At 63.4% G+C, this 17140-nt stretch carries 14 protein-coding genes; 8 read left to right on the forward strand and 6 right to left on the reverse strand.

The window, feature by feature from the left end:
* The first annotated feature begins 4 nt into the window (after positions 1-4).
* From lpxA to lpxB, 3 genes are read left to right on the forward strand one after another with little or no spacing between them, the layout of a single operon-like run.
* Entirely contained in the window at positions 5-838 is an 834-nt protein-coding gene (lpxA, locus tag FJ970_RS19265) for an acyl-ACP--UDP-N-acetylglucosamine O-acyltransferase (RefSeq protein WP_140757459.1), read from the forward strand.
* A complete protein-coding gene (locus FJ970_RS19270) occupies positions 810-1724 on the forward strand; it encodes an LpxI family protein (RefSeq protein WP_140757458.1) in 915 nt (304 codons plus the stop codon). Before lpxA ends, FJ970_RS19270 begins: the two co-directional genes overlap by 29 nt.
* A complete protein-coding gene (lpxB, locus tag FJ970_RS19275) occupies positions 1717-2892 on the forward strand; it encodes a lipid-A-disaccharide synthase (RefSeq protein ID WP_140757457.1) in 1176 nt (391 codons plus the stop codon). The genes FJ970_RS19270 and lpxB overlap by 8 nt, the downstream gene beginning before the upstream one ends.
* A 77-nt stretch (positions 2893-2969) precedes the next feature.
* Here lpxB and gltA read toward each other — a convergent pair whose 3' ends face one another.
* The gene (gltA, locus tag FJ970_RS19280; RefSeq protein WP_027029024.1) at positions 2970-4292 is read right to left on the reverse strand and encodes a citrate synthase; all 1323 of its coding nucleotides are present in this window, start codon (positions 4290-4292) and stop codon (positions 2970-2972) included.
* Between the two features lie 199 nt (positions 4293-4491).
* The gene (gene gltX / locus FJ970_RS19285; protein WP_140757456.1) at positions 4492-5916 is read right to left on the reverse strand and encodes a glutamate--tRNA ligase; all 1425 of its coding nucleotides are present in this window, start codon (positions 5914-5916) and stop codon (positions 4492-4494) included.
* 103 nt (positions 5917-6019) lie between these two features.
* Here gltX and FJ970_RS19290 point away from each other — a divergent pair, with 103 nt between their 5' ends.
* Complete coding sequence (locus tag FJ970_RS19290; RefSeq protein ID WP_140757455.1) at positions 6020-8473, forward strand: ComEC/Rec2 family competence protein; 2454 nt, start codon at positions 6020-6022, stop codon at positions 8471-8473.
* Here FJ970_RS19290 and lexA read toward each other — a convergent pair.
* Positions 8467-9210: a transcriptional repressor LexA gene (lexA, locus tag FJ970_RS19295; protein ID WP_140757454.1), complete on the reverse strand. Its 744-nt coding sequence runs from the start codon at positions 9208-9210 to the stop codon at positions 8467-8469. The two genes, FJ970_RS19290 and lexA, sit on opposite strands and share 7 nt — an antisense overlap.
* Before the next feature lie 410 nt (positions 9211-9620).
* The gene (locus FJ970_RS19300) at positions 9621-10394 is read right to left on the reverse strand and encodes a GntR family transcriptional regulator (protein ID WP_140757453.1); all 774 of its coding nucleotides are present in this window, start codon (positions 10392-10394) and stop codon (positions 9621-9623) included.
* A 153-nt stretch (positions 10395-10547) separates the two neighbouring features.
* Between FJ970_RS19300 and FJ970_RS19305 the strand changes: the two genes are divergently transcribed.
* The 4 genes from FJ970_RS19305 to kynU are packed head-to-tail and all read left to right on the forward strand — an operon-like array spanning position 10548 to position 14583.
* A complete protein-coding gene (locus FJ970_RS19305) occupies positions 10548-11534 on the forward strand; it encodes an ABC transporter substrate-binding protein (protein WP_140757452.1) in 987 nt (328 codons plus the stop codon).
* Positions 11535-11592: 58 nt separating this feature from the next.
* A complete protein-coding gene (locus tag FJ970_RS19310) occupies positions 11593-12372 on the forward strand; it encodes an ABC transporter ATP-binding protein (RefSeq protein ID WP_140757451.1) in 780 nt (259 codons plus the stop codon).
* 5 nt (positions 12373-12377) lie between these two features.
* Positions 12378-13301 carry an ABC transporter permease gene (locus FJ970_RS19315; RefSeq protein ID WP_140757450.1) on the forward strand — a complete coding sequence of 308 codons (924 nt, stop codon included), beginning with the start codon at positions 12378-12380 and terminating at the stop codon, positions 13299-13301.
* Between the two features lie 34 nt (positions 13302-13335).
* A complete protein-coding gene (gene kynU, locus FJ970_RS19320) occupies positions 13336-14583 on the forward strand; it encodes a kynureninase (protein ID WP_140757618.1) in 1248 nt (415 codons plus the stop codon).
* A 71-nt stretch (positions 14584-14654) separates the two neighbouring features.
* On the opposite strand, the gene kynA is transcribed toward kynU, so the two are convergent.
* A complete protein-coding gene (kynA, locus tag FJ970_RS19325; RefSeq protein ID WP_140757449.1) occupies positions 14655-15491 on the reverse strand; it encodes a tryptophan 2,3-dioxygenase in 837 nt (278 codons plus the stop codon).
* Positions 15488-17113, reverse strand: coding sequence for an AMP-binding protein (locus tag FJ970_RS19330; protein WP_140757448.1), 1626 nt, complete (start codon positions 17111-17113; stop codon positions 15488-15490). The genes kynA and FJ970_RS19330 overlap by 4 nt, the downstream gene beginning before the upstream one ends.
* Positions 17114-17140: the final 27 nt, after the last annotated feature.

Here is a 17140-nt window from a genome sequence, read left to right on the forward strand (position 1 = left end):
GCTTATGAAAATCAAGACGTCAATCCATCCTTCCTCCGTCGTGGTAGAAGGCGCCCAAATCGGCCAGGGTGTGCGCATTGGGCCGTTCTGCCATGTCAGCGCCGACGCTGTGATCGGTGACGGTGTCGAACTGGTCAGCCATGTCTCGGTGATGGGCGCGACCACTATCGGAGCGTCGACCAAGGTCTATCCGATGGCCATCTTGGGCGGACCGCCGCAGAACACCAAGCACAAGGGCGGCCGCACCACACTCGTCATCGGCGCCAACTGCACCATCCGCGAAGGCGTGACCATGCATGTCGGCACCGACACCAGCCGCGGCGAGACGACGGTGGGCGACAATGGCAATTTTCTGGCTTACGCCCACATCGCCCATGATTGCGTCGTCGGCAACAACGCTACCTTCGCCAATGGGGCGACATTGGGCGGCCACTGCGAGATCGGCAACAATGTCTATATCGGCGGCCTCAGCGCCGTCCATCAATTCGTGCGTGTAGGCGACAACGCCTTTCTTGGCGGGTGCTCGGCTTTTGTCGGTGATGTCATTCCCTATGCCATCGCGGTCGGTAACCGCGCCAGCTTGCGCGGCTTGAACATCATCGGCCTCAAGCGCGCTGGTCTGCCGCGGTCCGAGATCTATCTGCTGCGCAAGGCCTACAAGACGATCTTCGACCGCTCCCGCACAGTCGGCGAGAACATCGAACTGGCCAAAGCGGAGTTCGCCTCGTCGCCGACAGCGATGAAGATCATCGACTTCATCAGCAGTCGCGGCAAGCGGCACTATGCGGTGCCATCGCTCAAGGGCGGCGATGGCGACGATACCGATGACGAAGGCTGAGACAGCCGCGGCTGGTCTTGGTCTCCCGCCTGATGCCAGGGTCGGCATCATTGCCGGCGGCGGCAGCCTTCCGGTCGAAGTCGCTGCCGGTTTGGCCGAACAGGGTCATCCGCCCTTCATCGTGCTCATGGACGGTGAGGCCGACCGCCTGGCGGAGCTGCGCCAGTATGAGCATGAGACCCTTGCCCTGGAGGCGATAGGATCGCTCGTTCCGCTGCTCAAGCGCAACCGGATTACCCATCTGGTGCTTGCCGGCGAGATAAAGCGAAGGCCAAGACTGACACATCTGCGTCCAAGCCTCAGCCTGCTCGCCGTGGTACCCCTCGTTGTCATGGCGTTGGCGCGTGGCGATGATGGGCTGCTCAAGGTGGTGGCGCGCGGGCTAGAGGCTCGGGGCATAAAGGTCGTGGGCGCCCACGAGATCGTGCCGAGCCTTGTCGCCGCCGAAGGGGTGTTGACCAGGGCCGCGCCTCAGAAATCGGACTGGCGCGACATCGAGGCGGGTTTCGCCGCGGCAAAGGCCATCGGGGCGCTGGATATCGGCCAGGCGGCGATCGCGATCGGCGGCCGGACCATTGCGCTTGAAGGCATCGAGGGCACGGCCGGATTGCTGGACCGCGCCAGGTTGCTGCGCGGCCACGGCCGTATCGCCGGCAAGACGCGCGGCGTTCTGGTCAAATGCGCCAAGCCTGGCCAGGAGTTGCGCGCGGATCTTCCTTCCATGGGGCCACAGACGGTTGAGGCAGCGCATGCCGCGGGGCTTGCCGGCATTGCCGTCGAGGCGGGACGCTCCCTGATCCTCGAAGGCCCCGCAACTCTCTCGTGTGCCAATGACCTTGGGCTGTTCATCGTCGGCCTGGCCGCAGCGGAGTCCGAACATGGCTGACAGGGCGCTGAAGATCGCGATCGTCGCGGGCGAGGAGTCTGGCGACCTGCTTGGCGCCGACATCGTCCGGTCGCTCCGCCAGACAACAGGTCGCGAGGTGCAACTCGTCGGGCTCGGCGGCCGCCATCTGCAGGCGCTCGGGCTGGTTTCGCCGTTCGACGCCGGCGAGGTCGCGCTGATGGGGTTCAGTGCCGTCCTGCGTGACCTGCCGCGCCTAGTCCGGCGGATCGGCCAGCTGGCGGGGATCGTTGCGGACGCCAAGCCCGACTGCCTCGTCACCATCGACAGCCCCGATTTTTCGCTGCGCGTCGCCAAGAAGGTGCGCGCGGCCAACCCGTCGATCCCGATCGTCCACTATGTCTGCCCGAGCGTCTGGGCATGGCGGCCGGGCAGGGCGGTGGCGATGAAGCCCTATGTCGACCACATCCTGTGCATCCTGCCGTTCGAGGTGAAGGAACTCGATCGGCTGGGTGGTCCGCCCGGCACCTATGTCGGGCATCGCCTGACGCATGATCCGGGCGTGCTCTCGGCGGCAAAGGCTCAAGGCCAGCCGCGTGATCTTTCACCAGACCGCGTGAAGACGCTGCTTGTCCTGCCCGGCTCACGGCGCGGCGAGGTGCGGCGGTTGCTCGAGCCGTTCGGCGAGACCGTGTCGATGTTGCGGGCTCGCGGGCATCGGCTCCGCCTGATGCTGCCGACGGTGCCGCATGTCGCGGATACCGTGCGGTCCGCAGTCACACGCTGGGACGAGAAACCCGAGATCATCCTCGAGCCCGAGCGCAAATGGCAGGCCTTTGGCAAGGCCGACGCCGCGTTGATCGCGTCCGGCACCGTGTCCCTGGAACTGGCATTGTCCGGGGTGCCGATGATCTCCTGCTACCGGCTCGACCCGGTCGCGCGTGTCGTCGCGCCGTATCTCGTTTCCGTCTGGTCGGCCCTGCTGCCCAACCTGATCTCGGATCGCGCGTTGATCCCGGAATTTTACAACGAGTATGTCAAACCGAACAATCTGGCGCGCCAGCTGGAAGCGCTGTTGGCCGACAGTGGCATGCGCGCCTGGCAGAAAGATGGGTTTGCCGAGATCTCACGGCGCATGGCAACGGACAAGCCGTCCGGTGAGATCGCAGCGCAGGTGGTGATGGGGTGCGTGAAGAGAGGAAGAGAGTGAGTAGGCAGTAGTGAGTAGTGAGTAGTGAGTTAGCACATTCTCCAATCTCACTACCCACTACTCACTACCAACTTGTCTCAGCGCTTGGCGATCGGCACGTAGTCGCGCTCCGGCGCGCCGGTGTAGAGCTGACGCGGGCGGCCGATCTTCTGGCGCGGATCCTCAATCATTTCCTTCCACTGCGCGATCCAGCCGACCGTGCGGGCGACCGCGAACAGCACGGTGAACATGGTGGTGGGGAAGCCCAGCGCCTTCAGTGTGATGCCGGAATAAAAATCGACGTTCGGATAGAGTTTCTTCTCGATGAAATAGGGATCGGTCAGCGCGATCTTTTCCAGTTCCATCGCGATGTCGAGCAGCGGATCGTCCTTGATGCCGAGTTCGCCCAGGACCTCATGCGCCGTCTTCTGCATGATCTTGGCGCGTGGATCATAGTTCTTGTAGACGCGGTGGCCAAAGCCCATCAGGCGGAACGGATCGTTCTTGTCCTTGGCACGGGCGATGAATTCCGGGATGTGATCGACATGGCCGATCTCGCCCAGCATGTTGAGCGCCGCTTCATTGGCGCCGCCATGGGCCGGGCCCCACAGGCAAGCGATGCCGGCGGCAATGCAGGCGAAGGGGTTGGCGCCCGAGGAGCCGGCGAGACGAACGGTCGAAGTCGAAGCGTTCTGCTCATGATCGGCATGCAGGATGAAGATGCGCTCCATGGCGCGCGCCAGCACCGGGTTGATCTTGTATTCCTCGCAGGGCACGGCAAAGCACATATGCAGGAAGTTGGCGGCGAAATTCAGCTCGTTCTTCGGGTAAATGAAAGGCTGGCCGATGTGGTACTTGTAGGCCATGGCCGCGATCGTCGGCATTTTGGCGATCAGGCGCATGGAGGCAACCATGCGCTGGTACGGGTCGGAGATGTCGGTCGAGTCGTGATAGAAGGCCGACAGCGCGCCGACCACGCCGCACATCACCGCCATCGGGTGCGCGTCGCGGCGGAAGCCGGTGAAGAAGCGCGACATCTGCTCGTGCACCATGGTGTGGCGCGTCACGCGATAATCGAAATCGTCCTTCTGCGCCTTGGTGGGCAGTTCGCCGTAGAGCAGGAGATAGCAGACCTCGAGGAAGTCGCCGTGTTCGGCCAACTGGTCGATCGGGTAGCCGCGATGCAGGAGGATGCCGGCATCACCATCGATGAAGGTGATCTCCGACTCGCAGCTTGCCGTCGAGGTGAAGCCGGGGTCATAGGTGAAGGCGCCGGTGGTGCTGTAGAGCGAGGCGATGTCGATGACGTCAGGTCCGACCGAGCCGCTTCGCACCTTGAATTCGTGGGTCTTGCCGGCGAATTCCAGCGTTGCCGTGGCCTCCTGACCGCCTACATCCAATTTTTTCGCAGCTTCGGTCATTGCAAACTCCTTCTTGTTTCCTCATGCCGGCAAAGGCAAATTCCGCAGAGCGACACGTCGAAATCACCGCAATGCGCGTATTCGCCACCGCATTCTAGGAGGTGCGTGCCAGATTGGGCCAGGGCCTAATGTTGCACTGCGAAACGCGCCTTTCAATGCCAATCTTCTTGGGCCAGTTTCTTCTTGGGCCAGTTTGCTCCTAATCGATTTGATCCGCTATGCGCGCGAGGCTTTCCCCGCGCCCCAGCACGGCCAGCACGTCGAACACGCCCGGCGAGGTGCTCCTGCCGGTCAAAGCGGCCCGCAACGGCTGGGCCACGGCACCAAGCTTGTGGCCGCCGGCCAGCGCATAGTCGCGGATCGCGGCCTCGGCCGTGGCCGCTGTCCAGTCGCCGGACAGCGCATTCAAAGCTTCGTGAGCGCCACGCAGGATCTTGCGAGCATCGTCATTGAGCAGGAGAGCCGCCTTGTCGTCGATCGGCAGTGGCCGCGTGGCAAACAGAAAGCCGGCGCCGTCGACGAGCTCGACCAGCGTCTTGGCGCGCTCCTTCAGGCCTGGAAGTGCTGCCAGCAACTGCGCCTTGTTCTTCTCGTCGAGGCGCGCCGCCATCGCCGGGCCGCCCTCCAGATAAGGCAAGGTGGCGATGAAGATGTCGAACAATTCGGAATCGGCCATGCGGCGCATATGGACGCCGTTCAGCGCCTCGAGCTTGGCGAAGTCGAAGCGCGCCGCGCCCTTGTTGACGTCGCCGATATCGAACCAGGAGATCATGTCCTTGATCGACATGATCTCGTCGTCGCCATGGCTCCAGCCGAGCCGCGCCAGGTAATTGAGCAGCGCCTCCGGCAGATAGCCCATGGCGCGGTAGGCCTCGACGCCCAGCGCGCCATGGCGCTTCGACAGCTTGGCGCCGTCGGCGCCATGGATCAGCGGGATATGCGACATCGAAGGCACGTCCCAGCCCATGGCGTTGTAGATCACGGTCTGGCGCGCGGCGTTGGTCAGGTGATCGTCGCCACGGATGATGTGGGTGACGCCCATGTCGTGGTCATCGACGACGACGGCATGCATGTAGGTCGGGTTGCCGTCCGAGCGCAGGATGATGAAATCGTCGAGATCCTTGTTGGGGAAGCGCACCTCGCCCTGGACCCGGTCCTGCACCACTGTCTCGCCCTCGGTCGGTGCCTTGATGCGGATGGCGCCCTTGACGCCGGCGGGAGCCTCCGACGGGACGCGGTCACGCCAGTGGCCGTTATAGCGAGGCGGCAGGCCCTTGGCGCGGGCTGCCTCGCGCATCGCCTCGAGCTCGGCAGAAGTCTCGTAGCTGTAATAGGCCTTGCCCAGGCGCACCAGTTCCTCGGCGACCTCCCGGTGACGCGGCGCGCGCTCGAATTGGGAGACCGCGTCACCGTCCCATGACAGGCCGAGCCAGGTCAGTCCGTCCAGAATGGCTGATGTGGCCGCCTCGGTCGAGCGCTCGCGATCGGTGTCCTCGATACGCAACAGCATCGTGCCGCCGGTGTGCTTGGCATAGAGCCAATTGAACAGCGCCGTGCGTGCGCCGCCGATGTGCAGATAGCCGGTCGGCGAGGGGGCAAAACGGGTGATGACCTTGTCGGGCATGAAACTCTCGGAGAACGTCTGAAGCTGGGTGCGGAGTGCGCGGACTTTCGCGCGTCGCGCGTTCATGTAGCATAGGGTGTCGAGGGCGCAAGGGGCAGACCCGATGACTGGACGAGGCCGGGGCTCGGATCGGGGCGAGGGCGCCATTGTCGGCGTCAGCGAGCGGTCCCTGTTTGCGACGCCTCCGGCGATCCCACTGCCATCGCCGCTCGTGGCTGCGCCGGCAACCCAGCCGCCGCAGGCGGACAGCCCGACGCCAACTCCGTCTCCCGCCGCGCGCAGGATTGTGCGCGTGCGCCGGCAAATCGGCCTGATAGCCTTGCCTCGCCTGCGTCACGGCGTGACCAAGGCGGCGGAGTTGGAACTCGACCGGGGCATCGCCTTCCTGCTGGTGCCGGTCTGCCTGGCTGTCGGGGCGATCGGCTACTTTTCGCTGGCGTCCGAGCCCGATTTTGCAAAGCTCGTCGCGGCCGTGATGCTGGCAGCGATCTGTGCCTTCGTCTCCCGCTCTTGGCCGAAAACCCATCTGTGTTTCATGGCAGTGCTGTTGTGTGTGCTTGGCCTGCTCGCGGCGAAGGTCGAAACATGGCGAGCCGGAACCCGGATGCTGGGCTCGGAAATCTCGACGCAGTTGACCGGCCGCGTGGTCTCGCTCGAAGAAATGGAGACCGGCCGCATCCGGCTGACCATGGACGTGATTTCGACGGCCCGCCCGAAACTGCGCTATGCGCCGGAAAGGGTCCGGCTTTCTGCACGCAAGATACCGCCGGAAATGACCGCCGGCTCGCTTGTCACAGGTTATGCCAAACTGCTGCCGCCGACCGGTCCGGTGCGGCCGGACAGCTACGACTTCTCCTTCGACAGCTATTTCGCCGGCATCGGCGGCAGCGGCTTCTTTCTCGGCAATCCAACCGTTGTCTCCGCCGACGACGGTGAGATGCCGCTGCCGGCACGCCTTTTTTCTGGCATCGAAAATGCCCGCGAAGCCATCGCCGACCATATCAGGGGCAGCATTGGCGGCGCCGAAGGCGAGATCGCGGCGGCGCTGATCGTCGGCGTGCGCGCCGGGATTCCCGATGAAATCAACGAAGCGATGCGGCGTACCGGCATCTATCACATCATCTCCATTTCGGGACTGCATATGGCGCTGGTGGCCGGCACCATCATGGGCCTGTTGCGCGGCGTCTTCGCGCTGTTTCCAGGCTTTTCCGCGCGCCGGCCGGTGAAGAAATATGCGGCGGCCGCCGCACTTTTCTCGATCGCCGCCTATCTCGTCATTTCCGGCGTCGTCGTTGCGGCCGAGCGCAGCTTCATCATGCTGGCGGTGATGCTGGTCGCCGTCTTGTTCGATCGCGCGGCACTGACCATGCGCAATCTGGCGATCTCGGCGATCGCCGTCATCCTGGTTTCCCCGCACGAGGTCGTCGGCCCGAGCTTCCAGATGTCGTTCGCGGCAACCGCGGCCTTGGTCGGCGCCTATGCCGGCTGGGCCGACCACCATGCGGGAAAGACGAGGCCACCGCCGCCAAAGCGATCCCTGCCCGGGTTCCTGACGCGAAAGTTCCTCTTGGCGACAGGTGGATTGGCAATGACATCCATCATCGCCGGCAGCGCAACGGCGCTGTTTGCCATCTGGCATTTCCAGCGGGTGTCGCCGCTCAGCCTGTTCGCCAATCTGGCCGTCATGCCGATCGTATCGGTTGTGATGTTCCTGGCTGTCGCCAGCGCGTTGCTGATGCCGTTCGGGTTGGATTGGCCGGCTCTCTACCTCATGGGCAAGGGCCTGACGGCGATGATCGCCGTATCGGCGTGGATATCGGAGCGCTCTCCGATCGATGGGGTCGGGCTGATCTCGCAGCAATCCGTGCTGCTGGTCACCGTCGCGCTGGTCATCGCGACGATGGCGACGACCTGGCTGCGGCTTGCCGCGCTGCCGTTCGCGCTTGCCGGCCTGTTGACTGTGTCGCACACGCGCACGCCCGACGTGCTGATCTCGGAAGACGCGCGGCTGGTCGCAATGCCAATCGGCAATGGCGAACTGGCCGTCAACCGGGAACGTCCGAACGAATTCGCAGCCGAAAACTGGAAACGCGCCCTGATCTCCGAAACAATCGTTAAACCGGAAATGTTCGACAAGACGGACGGGCAATTCGATATCGCCGCTCCCACCGACCTGCCGCAGGGATCGCCGTTCTATTGCCGTGAAGGCCTGTGTCTTGCCAGGCACCCCTCCGGCGCGATCATCGCCTATGTCGAGGATCGCAAGAACACCTGGAAGGCCTGCGCCTTCGCCGACCTGATCGTCGTCAATGACGCGACCGCCTATGACGCCTGCCACAATCCGCTGGTTCTCGTTGTCACGAAACGGCAACTGGCCCGCAAGGGGAGTGCCGCCGTCTTCTTCGATCCCCAGTCGGCCACGAGCCCGGCTGCGATCGAATTCGCCGTCGACGGACCATACCGGCCCTGGCACGAGCAGCGAAAATTCTCACGCGAGGCGAGGGGGCTGCCGCCCTATAAAAAGCCTGACAAACCCGATGGCAAACCGGTTCAGTAGCGTCTTATCAGCCCGACCAGTTTGCCCTGCACCTTGACCCTGTCTGGCCCGAAGATGCGTGTTTCGTAGGCTGGATTGGCGGCTTCGAGCGCGATCGAAGCGCCCTTGCGGCGAAACCGCTTCAGCGTTGCTTCCTCCTCATCGACCAGCGCCACGATGATTTCGCCCGGACTTGCCGTATCGGCATTGCGGATGATGACCGTGTCGCCGTCGAAGATACCGGCCTCGATCATCGAGTCGCCCTTGACCTCCAGCGCATAGTGCTCGCCGCCCATGATCATGTCCGGCGGCACCGAAATCGAATGCGTCTGATGCTGGATGGCATCGATCGGCACACCGGCGGCGATACGGCCCATGACCGGGATGGACACGGCTGAAACCGCATCGTCGTCGTTACCGGCCGCGGGCAGGCGAGAAGGCGCCGCCGCCGGCCTGATCTGGCGGCCGAGACCGCCTTGGCCAAGGCTGCCCTGGATGACGCTTGGCGAGAACTTCTTCGCCGCATTGAGGCCCGGCGCGATCGAGTCCGGCAGCCGCAGCACTTCCAGCGCGCGCGCCCGGTTGGGCAGCCGGCGAATGAAGCCGCGTTCCTCCAACGCCGTGATCAGGCGATGGATCCCCGACTTGGAGGCAAGATCGAGCGCTTCCTTCATCTCGTCGAAAGAGGGCGGTATCCCGCTTTCCTTGAGCCGTTCGTGGATGAACATCAGCAGTTCATGTTGCTTGCGTGTCAGCATGGCGGCCCCCAAGGCAGTGAACGAAGGTCTGAACCAGAATCGAAAAACAAACCCAGAACAAACACTATCTGTTCCAGTTGTGTTCCGCAACCGTTTAAAGTTTAATGAATTTGTTAAGGCGTCTGAAGTTTTTTGCCCGCGACAGCGGACGGCAATCGACCCTTTCCGCTGTCGGCAAGGACATTGAAATCGTTTTGGTTAATGGGCTGTGGCCCATCCTCCGCCGAGGCTTGGCATCAGTCTTTTTGAGGGCTTTTCCGGGGATGGATCGTAAAAATTATGGATCCATTATTCGCGGAACGAAACGAAACCAAAACGCCAACGATTGTAGCTTCGGGGTAGCGACGGATCCAGGCGTCCGGCCGGCTCCGATCAAGTGCGTGCGAACAGGCGTCGCGGAAGCGCTGAAGTCATCCGGCGACAGCTTTCAAGCTGCCGGCGCGGGCGGCGTACTCGGTCGCGCCGCTGTCTTCGCTGTGGACATAGACATGCAGGGTGTAGCCGATATGCGCAGTCATCAGCGCCTTGGCCCGCTCGACGTCACGATCGAGTGCCGCTTCCATGATCGCGGTATGGTGTTCGATCGCAATCGCTTCACGCAGTGCCTCCATCGCCTCTTCATAGCCATCCTTGAGGCCAGCCGCGGCCCGCAATGTCGGCGCCAGACCAAGAAAACGATGATGCCGGCGCAGCTGATCCGAGATTGTCGAGCGGAAACGCAGCAGCCAATCGCATGTGGCGGCGCTCAGCAGCGCCGCATGGAAAGCCTCGTGGTTCTCGTCCCATTTGTCGACGGCCGCATCCGAGGGATCGTCGACCGCGGTCTTGCAGCGGGAGAGCCGGTAGTGGGCGGTGACGACAGCATCCTCCCACTCCTTGCTGCCTTTCTCCATCGATTCGAGGAATAGGGGGATCTCGACCACCATCCTGGCGCGCGCCAGGTCCTCCAGTTCGGCCCGCGATACCGGAGCCACGGTAAAGCCGCGATTGCTGATGGCGGTGACAAGGCGTTCGGCCTCGAGCCGCGACAAGGCTTCTCGCAACGGCGTCCAGCCAACGCCATAGGTACCGCGCAGCGCACTCAGCTTGAGCGGGGCGCCGGGCATTAGGCGCGTGGTCAGGATATCGCGCCGCAACAGCTGATAGGCTGCCTCCGTCTTTGTGGAGCTGGTTTGATCCTGCATCGCGGTCCATCCGTCGTCTGGCAGTGAAAAATTATATATGATGTCGGGGCGTGGCAAGAATTATATATAATATTTGACACGGGCCGGCGGATTGACAATGATCGCTGCAGTAGCCGCGCTCCAAGCGGCGCTGATCAAATCTGGGAGGAAATGATGTTGAAGTCGAAATCCGCTTGGTTGTCGGGTTTGTTCCTGGCCGGCGCATTGATGGTGAATGCCGGCAGTGCCGCCGCCGATCAGATACGCATCGGCATCGCCAATTTCGGCGAGCACCCCCAGCTCAACGCCGCCATAGCCGGCTTCAAGAAGGCGCTGACGGACAAGGGCTTCGTCGAGGGCAAGGACGTCGTCTATACGGAGAGCCATACGAATTTCGATGCATCGCTGGTGCCGCAGATGATCGCCAAGCTGCAGGCGGAGCAGCCCAAGCTGATCTACACCATCACCACGCCGGTCTCGCAGATTGCCAAGAAGGCGCTCGCGGGCTCCGGCATTCCGATCGTCTTTGCCGCGGTCACCGATCCGGTGGCAGCCAAGCTGGTACCGTCATGGGACTCCGGAGACGAAGGCATGACCGGCGCCAGCGACCTGCAGGACGTCGCCGCGGTAATGGCCTTCACCAAGAAGCTGCTGCCGAATGCCAAGCGCTTTGGCGTGCCTTACAATCCGGGCGAGGCCAACGACGTTGCCTTGGTCGAAAAGATCAAGGCGGCGGCACCCGCCGCCGGCTTCGAGGTCGTGGAAGTCGGCATCGACAACGTCAATGACATCCAGCAGCGCATCGCCTCGCTCGCCGGCAAGGCCGACGTGATCTACGGCCCGGCTTCGAACCTGATCCAGCCGGCGATCGCCGCTGTCTCCGCGGCTGCCCGCCAGGCCGGTATTCCGGTCGTAAATTCCGATGACAGCGCGGTCCGCAACGGCACCGTGCCGGCAAGCTTCGCGGTCAATTATACGCAGGTCGGTATCAACGCCGGCAACATCGCAGCCGAAATCCTGAAGGGCAAGGACCCCAAGACGATCGCGCCGTCGCGCCCCGCCTACAAGGACCACATGGCGACGATCTCGCGCAAGGCGATGGCGGCGTTCGGCATCGAGATACCGGCTTCGATGGCCGATTGCGGCTGCATCGTCGACTGACATCGGGGCAGCAGGGGTGACGGCGCGGACGCCGTCACCTTGAGGTCAGGGAGGAACGATGCTCGAGATCCGATCCGCGCGCAAAGTGTTCTACAAGGGCCAGGCCGACGAGAAGGTCGCGCTGGACGGTCTCAGCCTGTCGCTGGCCACGGGCGAGTTCGGCATCGTCATCGGCTCCAACGGAGCCGGCAAGAGCAGCATGCTCAATGCCATTTCCGGCGCCCTGATCCTCGATTCCGGCCAGATCCTGATCAACGGCGCCGATGTGACTGGCATGCCCGTGCACAAGCGCGCCGCGAAACTGGCTCGCGTGTTCCAGGACCCGATGCGCGGTACCGCCGCCAGCATGACGGTCGCGGAAAACATGCTGCTGGCTGATTTGCGCAGCAGCAAGCGCACCTTGCGCCAGGGGCTGAACGCCACCCGGCTTGCGTCCTACAGGGAGCGCCTGTCGATACTGGGCCTCGGCCTCGAAAATCGTCTCGACACGCGCGTCGACCTGCTCTCGGGCGGGCAGCGGCAATCCCTGTCTCTGATCATGGCAGTCGGCGGATCGCCGGACCTGCTGCTGCTCGACGAGCATACCGCGGCACTCGATCCGCGCACGGCCGAGATCGTCATGCAGGCAACGGTGCGCGCCGTCAGCGCATTGAAGCTGACGACCTTGATGGTGACCCACAACATGCAACACGCCGTCGACTATGGCAGCCGGGTGATCATGCTCGACGCCGGCCGTGTCCTCCTGGAGGTCACAGGCGAAGAGAAGGCGAGGGTCACGGTTATCGATCTGATCGGCCATTTCTCCGTCAAGACCGACCGCATGCTGCTGGCGAGCTGATCATCATGGGCTTTATCGAGGACGTTCTCACCAGCTTCGTCGCGATCATGCCGGTCACCCTGGCGCAAAGCCTGATCCTGGCCTTTGTCGTGCTCGGGATCATGATCCCGTTTCGGATGCTGAATTTTCCCGATCTCACCAGCGAAGGCGCTTTTCCGCTGGGCGGCTGCGTCTGCGGCGTTCTCCTTGCCGCCGGCGCATCGCCGCTGATGGGCATCGCTGCCGCCCTCGTTGCCGGCTTCGCGGCGGGCTGCTGCACTGCCTTCATCCATCTGCGCTTCCGCATCCACACGCTTCTTGCCGGCATCCTGATGATGACGATGCTCTACAGCATCAATCTTCGGATCATGGGTAAGTCCAACCTCTCCGTGTTCGGGTCGCCGACGGTGTTCGACTGGGTGCCGTTCGCGCGGCCGGGTTTCCCCGCCAGCAAGATCGCCGTCGCGGGTCTTCTCGCGCTTGTCGCCTTCATGCTGCTCTACATGTTCTTCAGGACCGAGAAGGGGACTGCCGTGCGTGCCGTGGGCGCCAATCCTGACATGGCCGAGGCGCAAGGCATCAATGTCTGGGCCGCGACCATAGGCGGTGTCGGGTTGGCGAGCGCTTTTTCGGCTTCAAGCGGCGCGCTGATGGTGCAGTCGCAGGGATTCGCCGACGTCAATATGGGCCTGGGCATTCTCATCAACGGCCTTGCCGCGCTGATGATCGGCGAGGCAGTCGTCGGCAAGCAGACGGTCTGGCGTCAGTTGCTGGCACCCTTCGCAGGCGCGATCATCTACTACCAGCTGGTGTCGTTCTGCCTCGCCGCCGGCATGCCGCCGCCTGATCTGAAGCTTGCAACGGGCCTGTTCGTGCTGGCCATGCTTGCCTTGCCCAGCCTGAAGCGCAGCCGGGGAGCCGCACCGGTACGCGAAGCCATTCGTGAGTAACCAGGACGTGAATAACCAGGGAATGTCACAGATCATGCACGCAACGCTCGATCTAGCAGCCGTCGAAGCCATGGACGCGGCGGACCCACTGCGTGCCATGCGCGACCGGTTCATTTTGCCGGAAGGCGTCATCTATCTCGACGGCAATTCGCTCGGCGCCGCGGCACCCGCGATTTTCAACGAGCTGCAGAAGGCAGCGACGCAGGAGTGGGCGCAGGATTTGATCCGCGCCTGGAACACCGCCGGCTGGTTCGACATGCCGGTCGCGCTTGGCGACCAGTTGGGACGGCTGATCGGTGCGGCGGCCGGTCAGACGGTGGTCTGCGATACGACCTCGATCAACATCTACAAGGTGCTGCATGCCGCACTTGGCATGCGGCCGGACCGGTCGGTCATCGTCGCTGAGGGCGACAGTTTTCCAACCGATCTTTATATGGCCGAAGGCGTGGCCTCGACGCGGCCCGGCACCGTGCTGCGGCTCGAGGGCGTCGATGCGCCGACTATCGAGGAACTGATCGACGAGCGCGTTGCGGTCATCCTGGTCAACCATGTCAATTACAAATCCGGCCAGCTGCGCGACATGGCGGCACTGACGTGCAAGGCCCATCAGGTCGGTGCGCTGGTCGTCTGGGATCTCTGCCATACTGCCGGCGCCTTGCCGGTCGAACTCGACAGCGCCAATGCCGATTTCGCCATCGGCTGCACGTACAAGTATCTCAATGGCGGTCCGGGCGCGCCAGCCTTCATCTACGCCGCCGAACGTCATCACGATAGAGTCCAGCAGCCGCTCAGCGGTTGGTGGGGCCATGCGCGGCCCTTTGCCTTCGAACAGGGTTATGCGGCCGGCAGCGGCATCCGCCGGTTTCTGTGCGGCACGCAGCCTGTCTTGTCGATGCGGGCGCTCAAGGGAGCACTGGACCTTTGGGACGATGTCGACATGGCGGTGGTGCGCAAGAAGAGCATCGCGCTCACCGATCTGTTCATCCAGCTCGTCGAGACCAGATGCGGCGCCTACGGCCTGGAACTGGAAAGCCCGCGCGATGGCAAGCAGCGCGGCAGCCAGGTGTCGTTCCTCCACCCGCACGGCTACCAGGTGATGCGGGCACTGATCGAGCGCGGCGTGATCGGCGATTTCCGTGCGCCGTCGACGATCCGCTTCGGTTTCACGCCGCTCTATGTCGGTTACGCCGATGTATGGCAGGCGGTCGAGGTGCTGGAAGATATCCTGCGCACCGGCGCCTGGAAGGATGCGCGCTTCGCGGTCAAGACGGCGGTGACGTGAAAAGTCGGCGCAATTCCTGCGGGAAAACTGTGACGCGGTTTTCCCACGGGAATTGCGTCAAAACAAAGAGTTCAAAGCCGGGTACGGACGTTCCAGAGTTCCGGAAACAGGACGACCTCGAGCATCTTCTTGAGGTAGGAGGCGCCCGATGTGCCGCCGGTGCCGCGCTTCAGGCCGATGATGCGTTCGACCGTGGTGACGTGGTTGAAGCGCCAGCGGCGGAAGTAGTCCTCGAAATCGACCAGTTTCTCGGCCAGTTCGTAGAACATCCAGTAGCGTTGCGGATCGCGGTACACCGTCTGCCAGGCTACAAGGACCTCTTCGTTCTCCGTTCGCGTCTCGCGCCAGTCCGTGCGCTTTGCGTCCGCGCCAATATCGAAGCCGTTGCGCGCCAGAAGCAGCAGCGCTTCGTCGTAGAGCGACGGCTCAGCCAGGATCACCTCCAGCTTCTGGCTGAGGTCCGGCCGGTGCTTGTGCGGCCCGAGCATGGCGAGATTGCGATTGCCGGCCATGAACTCGATGGCGCGATACTGCCAGGACTGGAAACCCGAGGACTGGCCGAGCGCGTCGCGGAACTCGGTGTATTCGCTGGGCGTCATCGTGCGCAGCACGTCCCAGGCATTGTTCAACTGCTCGAAAATGCGGGCGACGCGCGACAGCATCTTGAAGCTCGGCTCGAGCCGATCGGCACGGATCGAGCGGATCGCCGCGCCTATCTCATGCAGGGCGAGCTTCATCCAGAGTTCCGATGTCTGGTGCTGGATGATGAACAGCATCTCGTCATGCGCCGACGACAGCGGCGCCTGCGCGTCGAGCACTTTCTCCAGGTGCAGATAGTCGCTGTAGGACATGCGTTCGTTGAACGACATCTCAGCACCTTCGGACGCCGGATCGTAGGGCTCGCTCAATTGATTTTCTCCGTGCGTAGCCGGAAGCGCTGGATCTTGCCGGTCTGGGTCTTGGGCAGGGCTGCGATGAATTTGACCGATCGCGGGTATTTATAGGGCGCGATGATTGTCTTGACGTGGTCCTGCAGGCGCTTGACGGTCATCGCGTCCGGCGAGACACCTTGCACCAGCACGACATGCGCCTCGACGATCTGCCCGCGCTCGCCATCCTCGGCGCCGATGACCGCGCATTCGGCGACATCGGGATGCGACAGCAGCGCCGCCTCGACCTCAGGTCCGGCGATGTTGTAGCCGGCGCTGACGATCATGTCGTCGGAACGGGCGGCGAAGTGGAAGAAGCCGTCCTCGTCCTGTGTGAAGGTGTCGCCGGTGAGATTCCAGCCGTCGCGCACATAATCCTTCTGCCTGTCATCGGCCATGTAGCGGCAGCCGGTGGGCCCGCGCACCGCCAGCCGTCCGGTCTCGCCACGCGGCACCTCGCGCATGTCGTCGTCGACGATGCGCGCCTCGTAGCCGCCGACCGGCTTGCCGGTCGAAGCCGGCTTCCTGTCGTCGAAGCGGTTGGAGATGAAGATGTGCAGCATTTCGGTGGCGCCGATGCCGTCGAGGATCGGCTTGCCGGTCTTTCGTGTCCACTCTTCGAAGACCGGAGCCGGCAAGGTCTCGCCGGCGGAAACGGCAACGCGCAGCGATGACAGGTCGGCGCCTTCGTCCATGGCCTTCAGCATGGCCCGGTAAGCGGTCGGCGCGGTGAAGGAAATGGTCGCTTTGTAGGTCTCGATGATGTGGATCATGTTGGGCGGCGTCGCCTGCTCCAACAGCGTCGCCGCCGCGCCGAATCGCAGGGGAAAGATGGCGAGCCCGCCGAGACCAAAGGTGAAGGCGAGCGGCGGCGAGCCGACGAAGATGTCGTCGGGCGTCACCTGCAGGACTTCACGGGCGTAGGCATCTGCGATGATCAGGAGATCGCGGTGGAAATGCATGGTAGCCTTCGGCACGCCCGTGGTGCCCGAGGTGAAGCCGAGCAGGGCGACATCGTCGCGGCCGGTGCTGACGGCGGTGAAGGTAACAGGCTTATCGAGGGCGGCGCGGTCGAGTTCGGCGTCATGGTTGGCGGTGCCGTCGAAGCCGATCACCTGCTTCAGGAACGCGCTGTCCTTGGCGCAGGCGGTCATCTCGTCCATCAGCCTGGTGTCGCAGAGCGCGGTCGTGATCTCGGCCTTGTCGACGATCTTGGTGAGTTCACCGGCGCGCAGCATGGGCATGGTGTTGACGACGACAGCGCCGACCTTGGTGGCGGCCAGCCAGCAGGCGACCATTGCCGGGTTGTTGGCGGAGCGGATCAGCACCCGGTTGCCCGGCTCGACGCCATAATTCTCGACCAGCGCATGGGCGAGCCGGTTCGTCCAGTCTGACAGTTCCTTGTAGGTGCGGCGACGGCCATTGCCGATCAGGGCGGTGTGGTCGCCGAGGCCCTTCTCGACCAGCCTGTCGGTCAGTTCGACACCGGCGTTGAGGTGTTCTGGATAGTCGAAGCCGTCGAGCAGGAAGTCCGGCCATTGCTCGGGCGGCGGCAGATGATCGCGCGTGAACGTGTCGGTATGCGCTGAAGGCCCAAGCATGTCGCCGCTGTCCCTGTCTGCTGCCCG

The organism is Mesorhizobium sp. B2-1-8, assembly GCF_006442545.2.
In the GTDB taxonomy this organism is placed as follows: domain Bacteria; phylum Pseudomonadota; class Alphaproteobacteria; order Rhizobiales; family Rhizobiaceae; genus Mesorhizobium.

What these genes read in the sequence shown, in the direction of transcription:
- FJ970_RS19315 (WP_140757450.1), top strand. Translation starts at nt 12,378, where the DNA reads ATGGGCTTTATCGAGGACGTTCTCACCAGCTTCGTCGCGATCATGCCG.
- kynU (WP_140757618.1), top strand. Translation starts at nt 13,336, where the DNA reads ATGCACGCAACGCTCGATCTAGCAGCCGTCGAAGCCATGGACGCGGCG.
- gltA (WP_027029024.1), bottom strand. Translation starts at nt 4,292, where the DNA reads ATGACCGAAGCTGCGAAAAAATTGGATGTAGGCGGTCAGGAGGCCACG.
- gltX (WP_140757456.1), bottom strand. Translation starts at nt 5,916, where the DNA reads ATGCCCGACAAGGTCATCACCCGTTTTGCCCCCTCGCCGACCGGCTAT.
- lpxA (WP_140757459.1), top strand. Translation starts at nt 5, where the DNA reads ATGAAAATCAAGACGTCAATCCATCCTTCCTCCGTCGTGGTAGAAGGC.
- FJ970_RS19310 (WP_140757451.1), top strand. Translation starts at nt 11,593, where the DNA reads ATGCTCGAGATCCGATCCGCGCGCAAAGTGTTCTACAAGGGCCAGGCC.
- lpxB (WP_140757457.1), top strand. Translation starts at nt 1,717, where the DNA reads ATGGCTGACAGGGCGCTGAAGATCGCGATCGTCGCGGGCGAGGAGTCT.
- FJ970_RS19300 (WP_140757453.1), bottom strand. Translation starts at nt 10,394, where the DNA reads ATGCAGGATCAAACCAGCTCCACAAAGACGGAGGCAGCCTATCAGCTG.
- lexA (WP_140757454.1), bottom strand. Translation starts at nt 9,210, where the DNA reads ATGCTGACACGCAAGCAACATGAACTGCTGATGTTCATCCACGAACGG.
- FJ970_RS19270 (WP_140757458.1), top strand. Translation starts at nt 810, where the DNA reads ATGGCGACGATACCGATGACGAAGGCTGAGACAGCCGCGGCTGGTCTT.
- FJ970_RS19290 (WP_140757455.1), top strand. Translation starts at nt 6,020, where the DNA reads ATGACTGGACGAGGCCGGGGCTCGGATCGGGGCGAGGGCGCCATTGTC.
- FJ970_RS19305 (WP_140757452.1), top strand. Translation starts at nt 10,548, where the DNA reads ATGTTGAAGTCGAAATCCGCTTGGTTGTCGGGTTTGTTCCTGGCCGGC.
- FJ970_RS19330 (WP_140757448.1), bottom strand. Translation starts at nt 17,113, where the DNA reads ATGCTTGGGCCTTCAGCGCATACCGACACGTTCACGCGCGATCATCTG.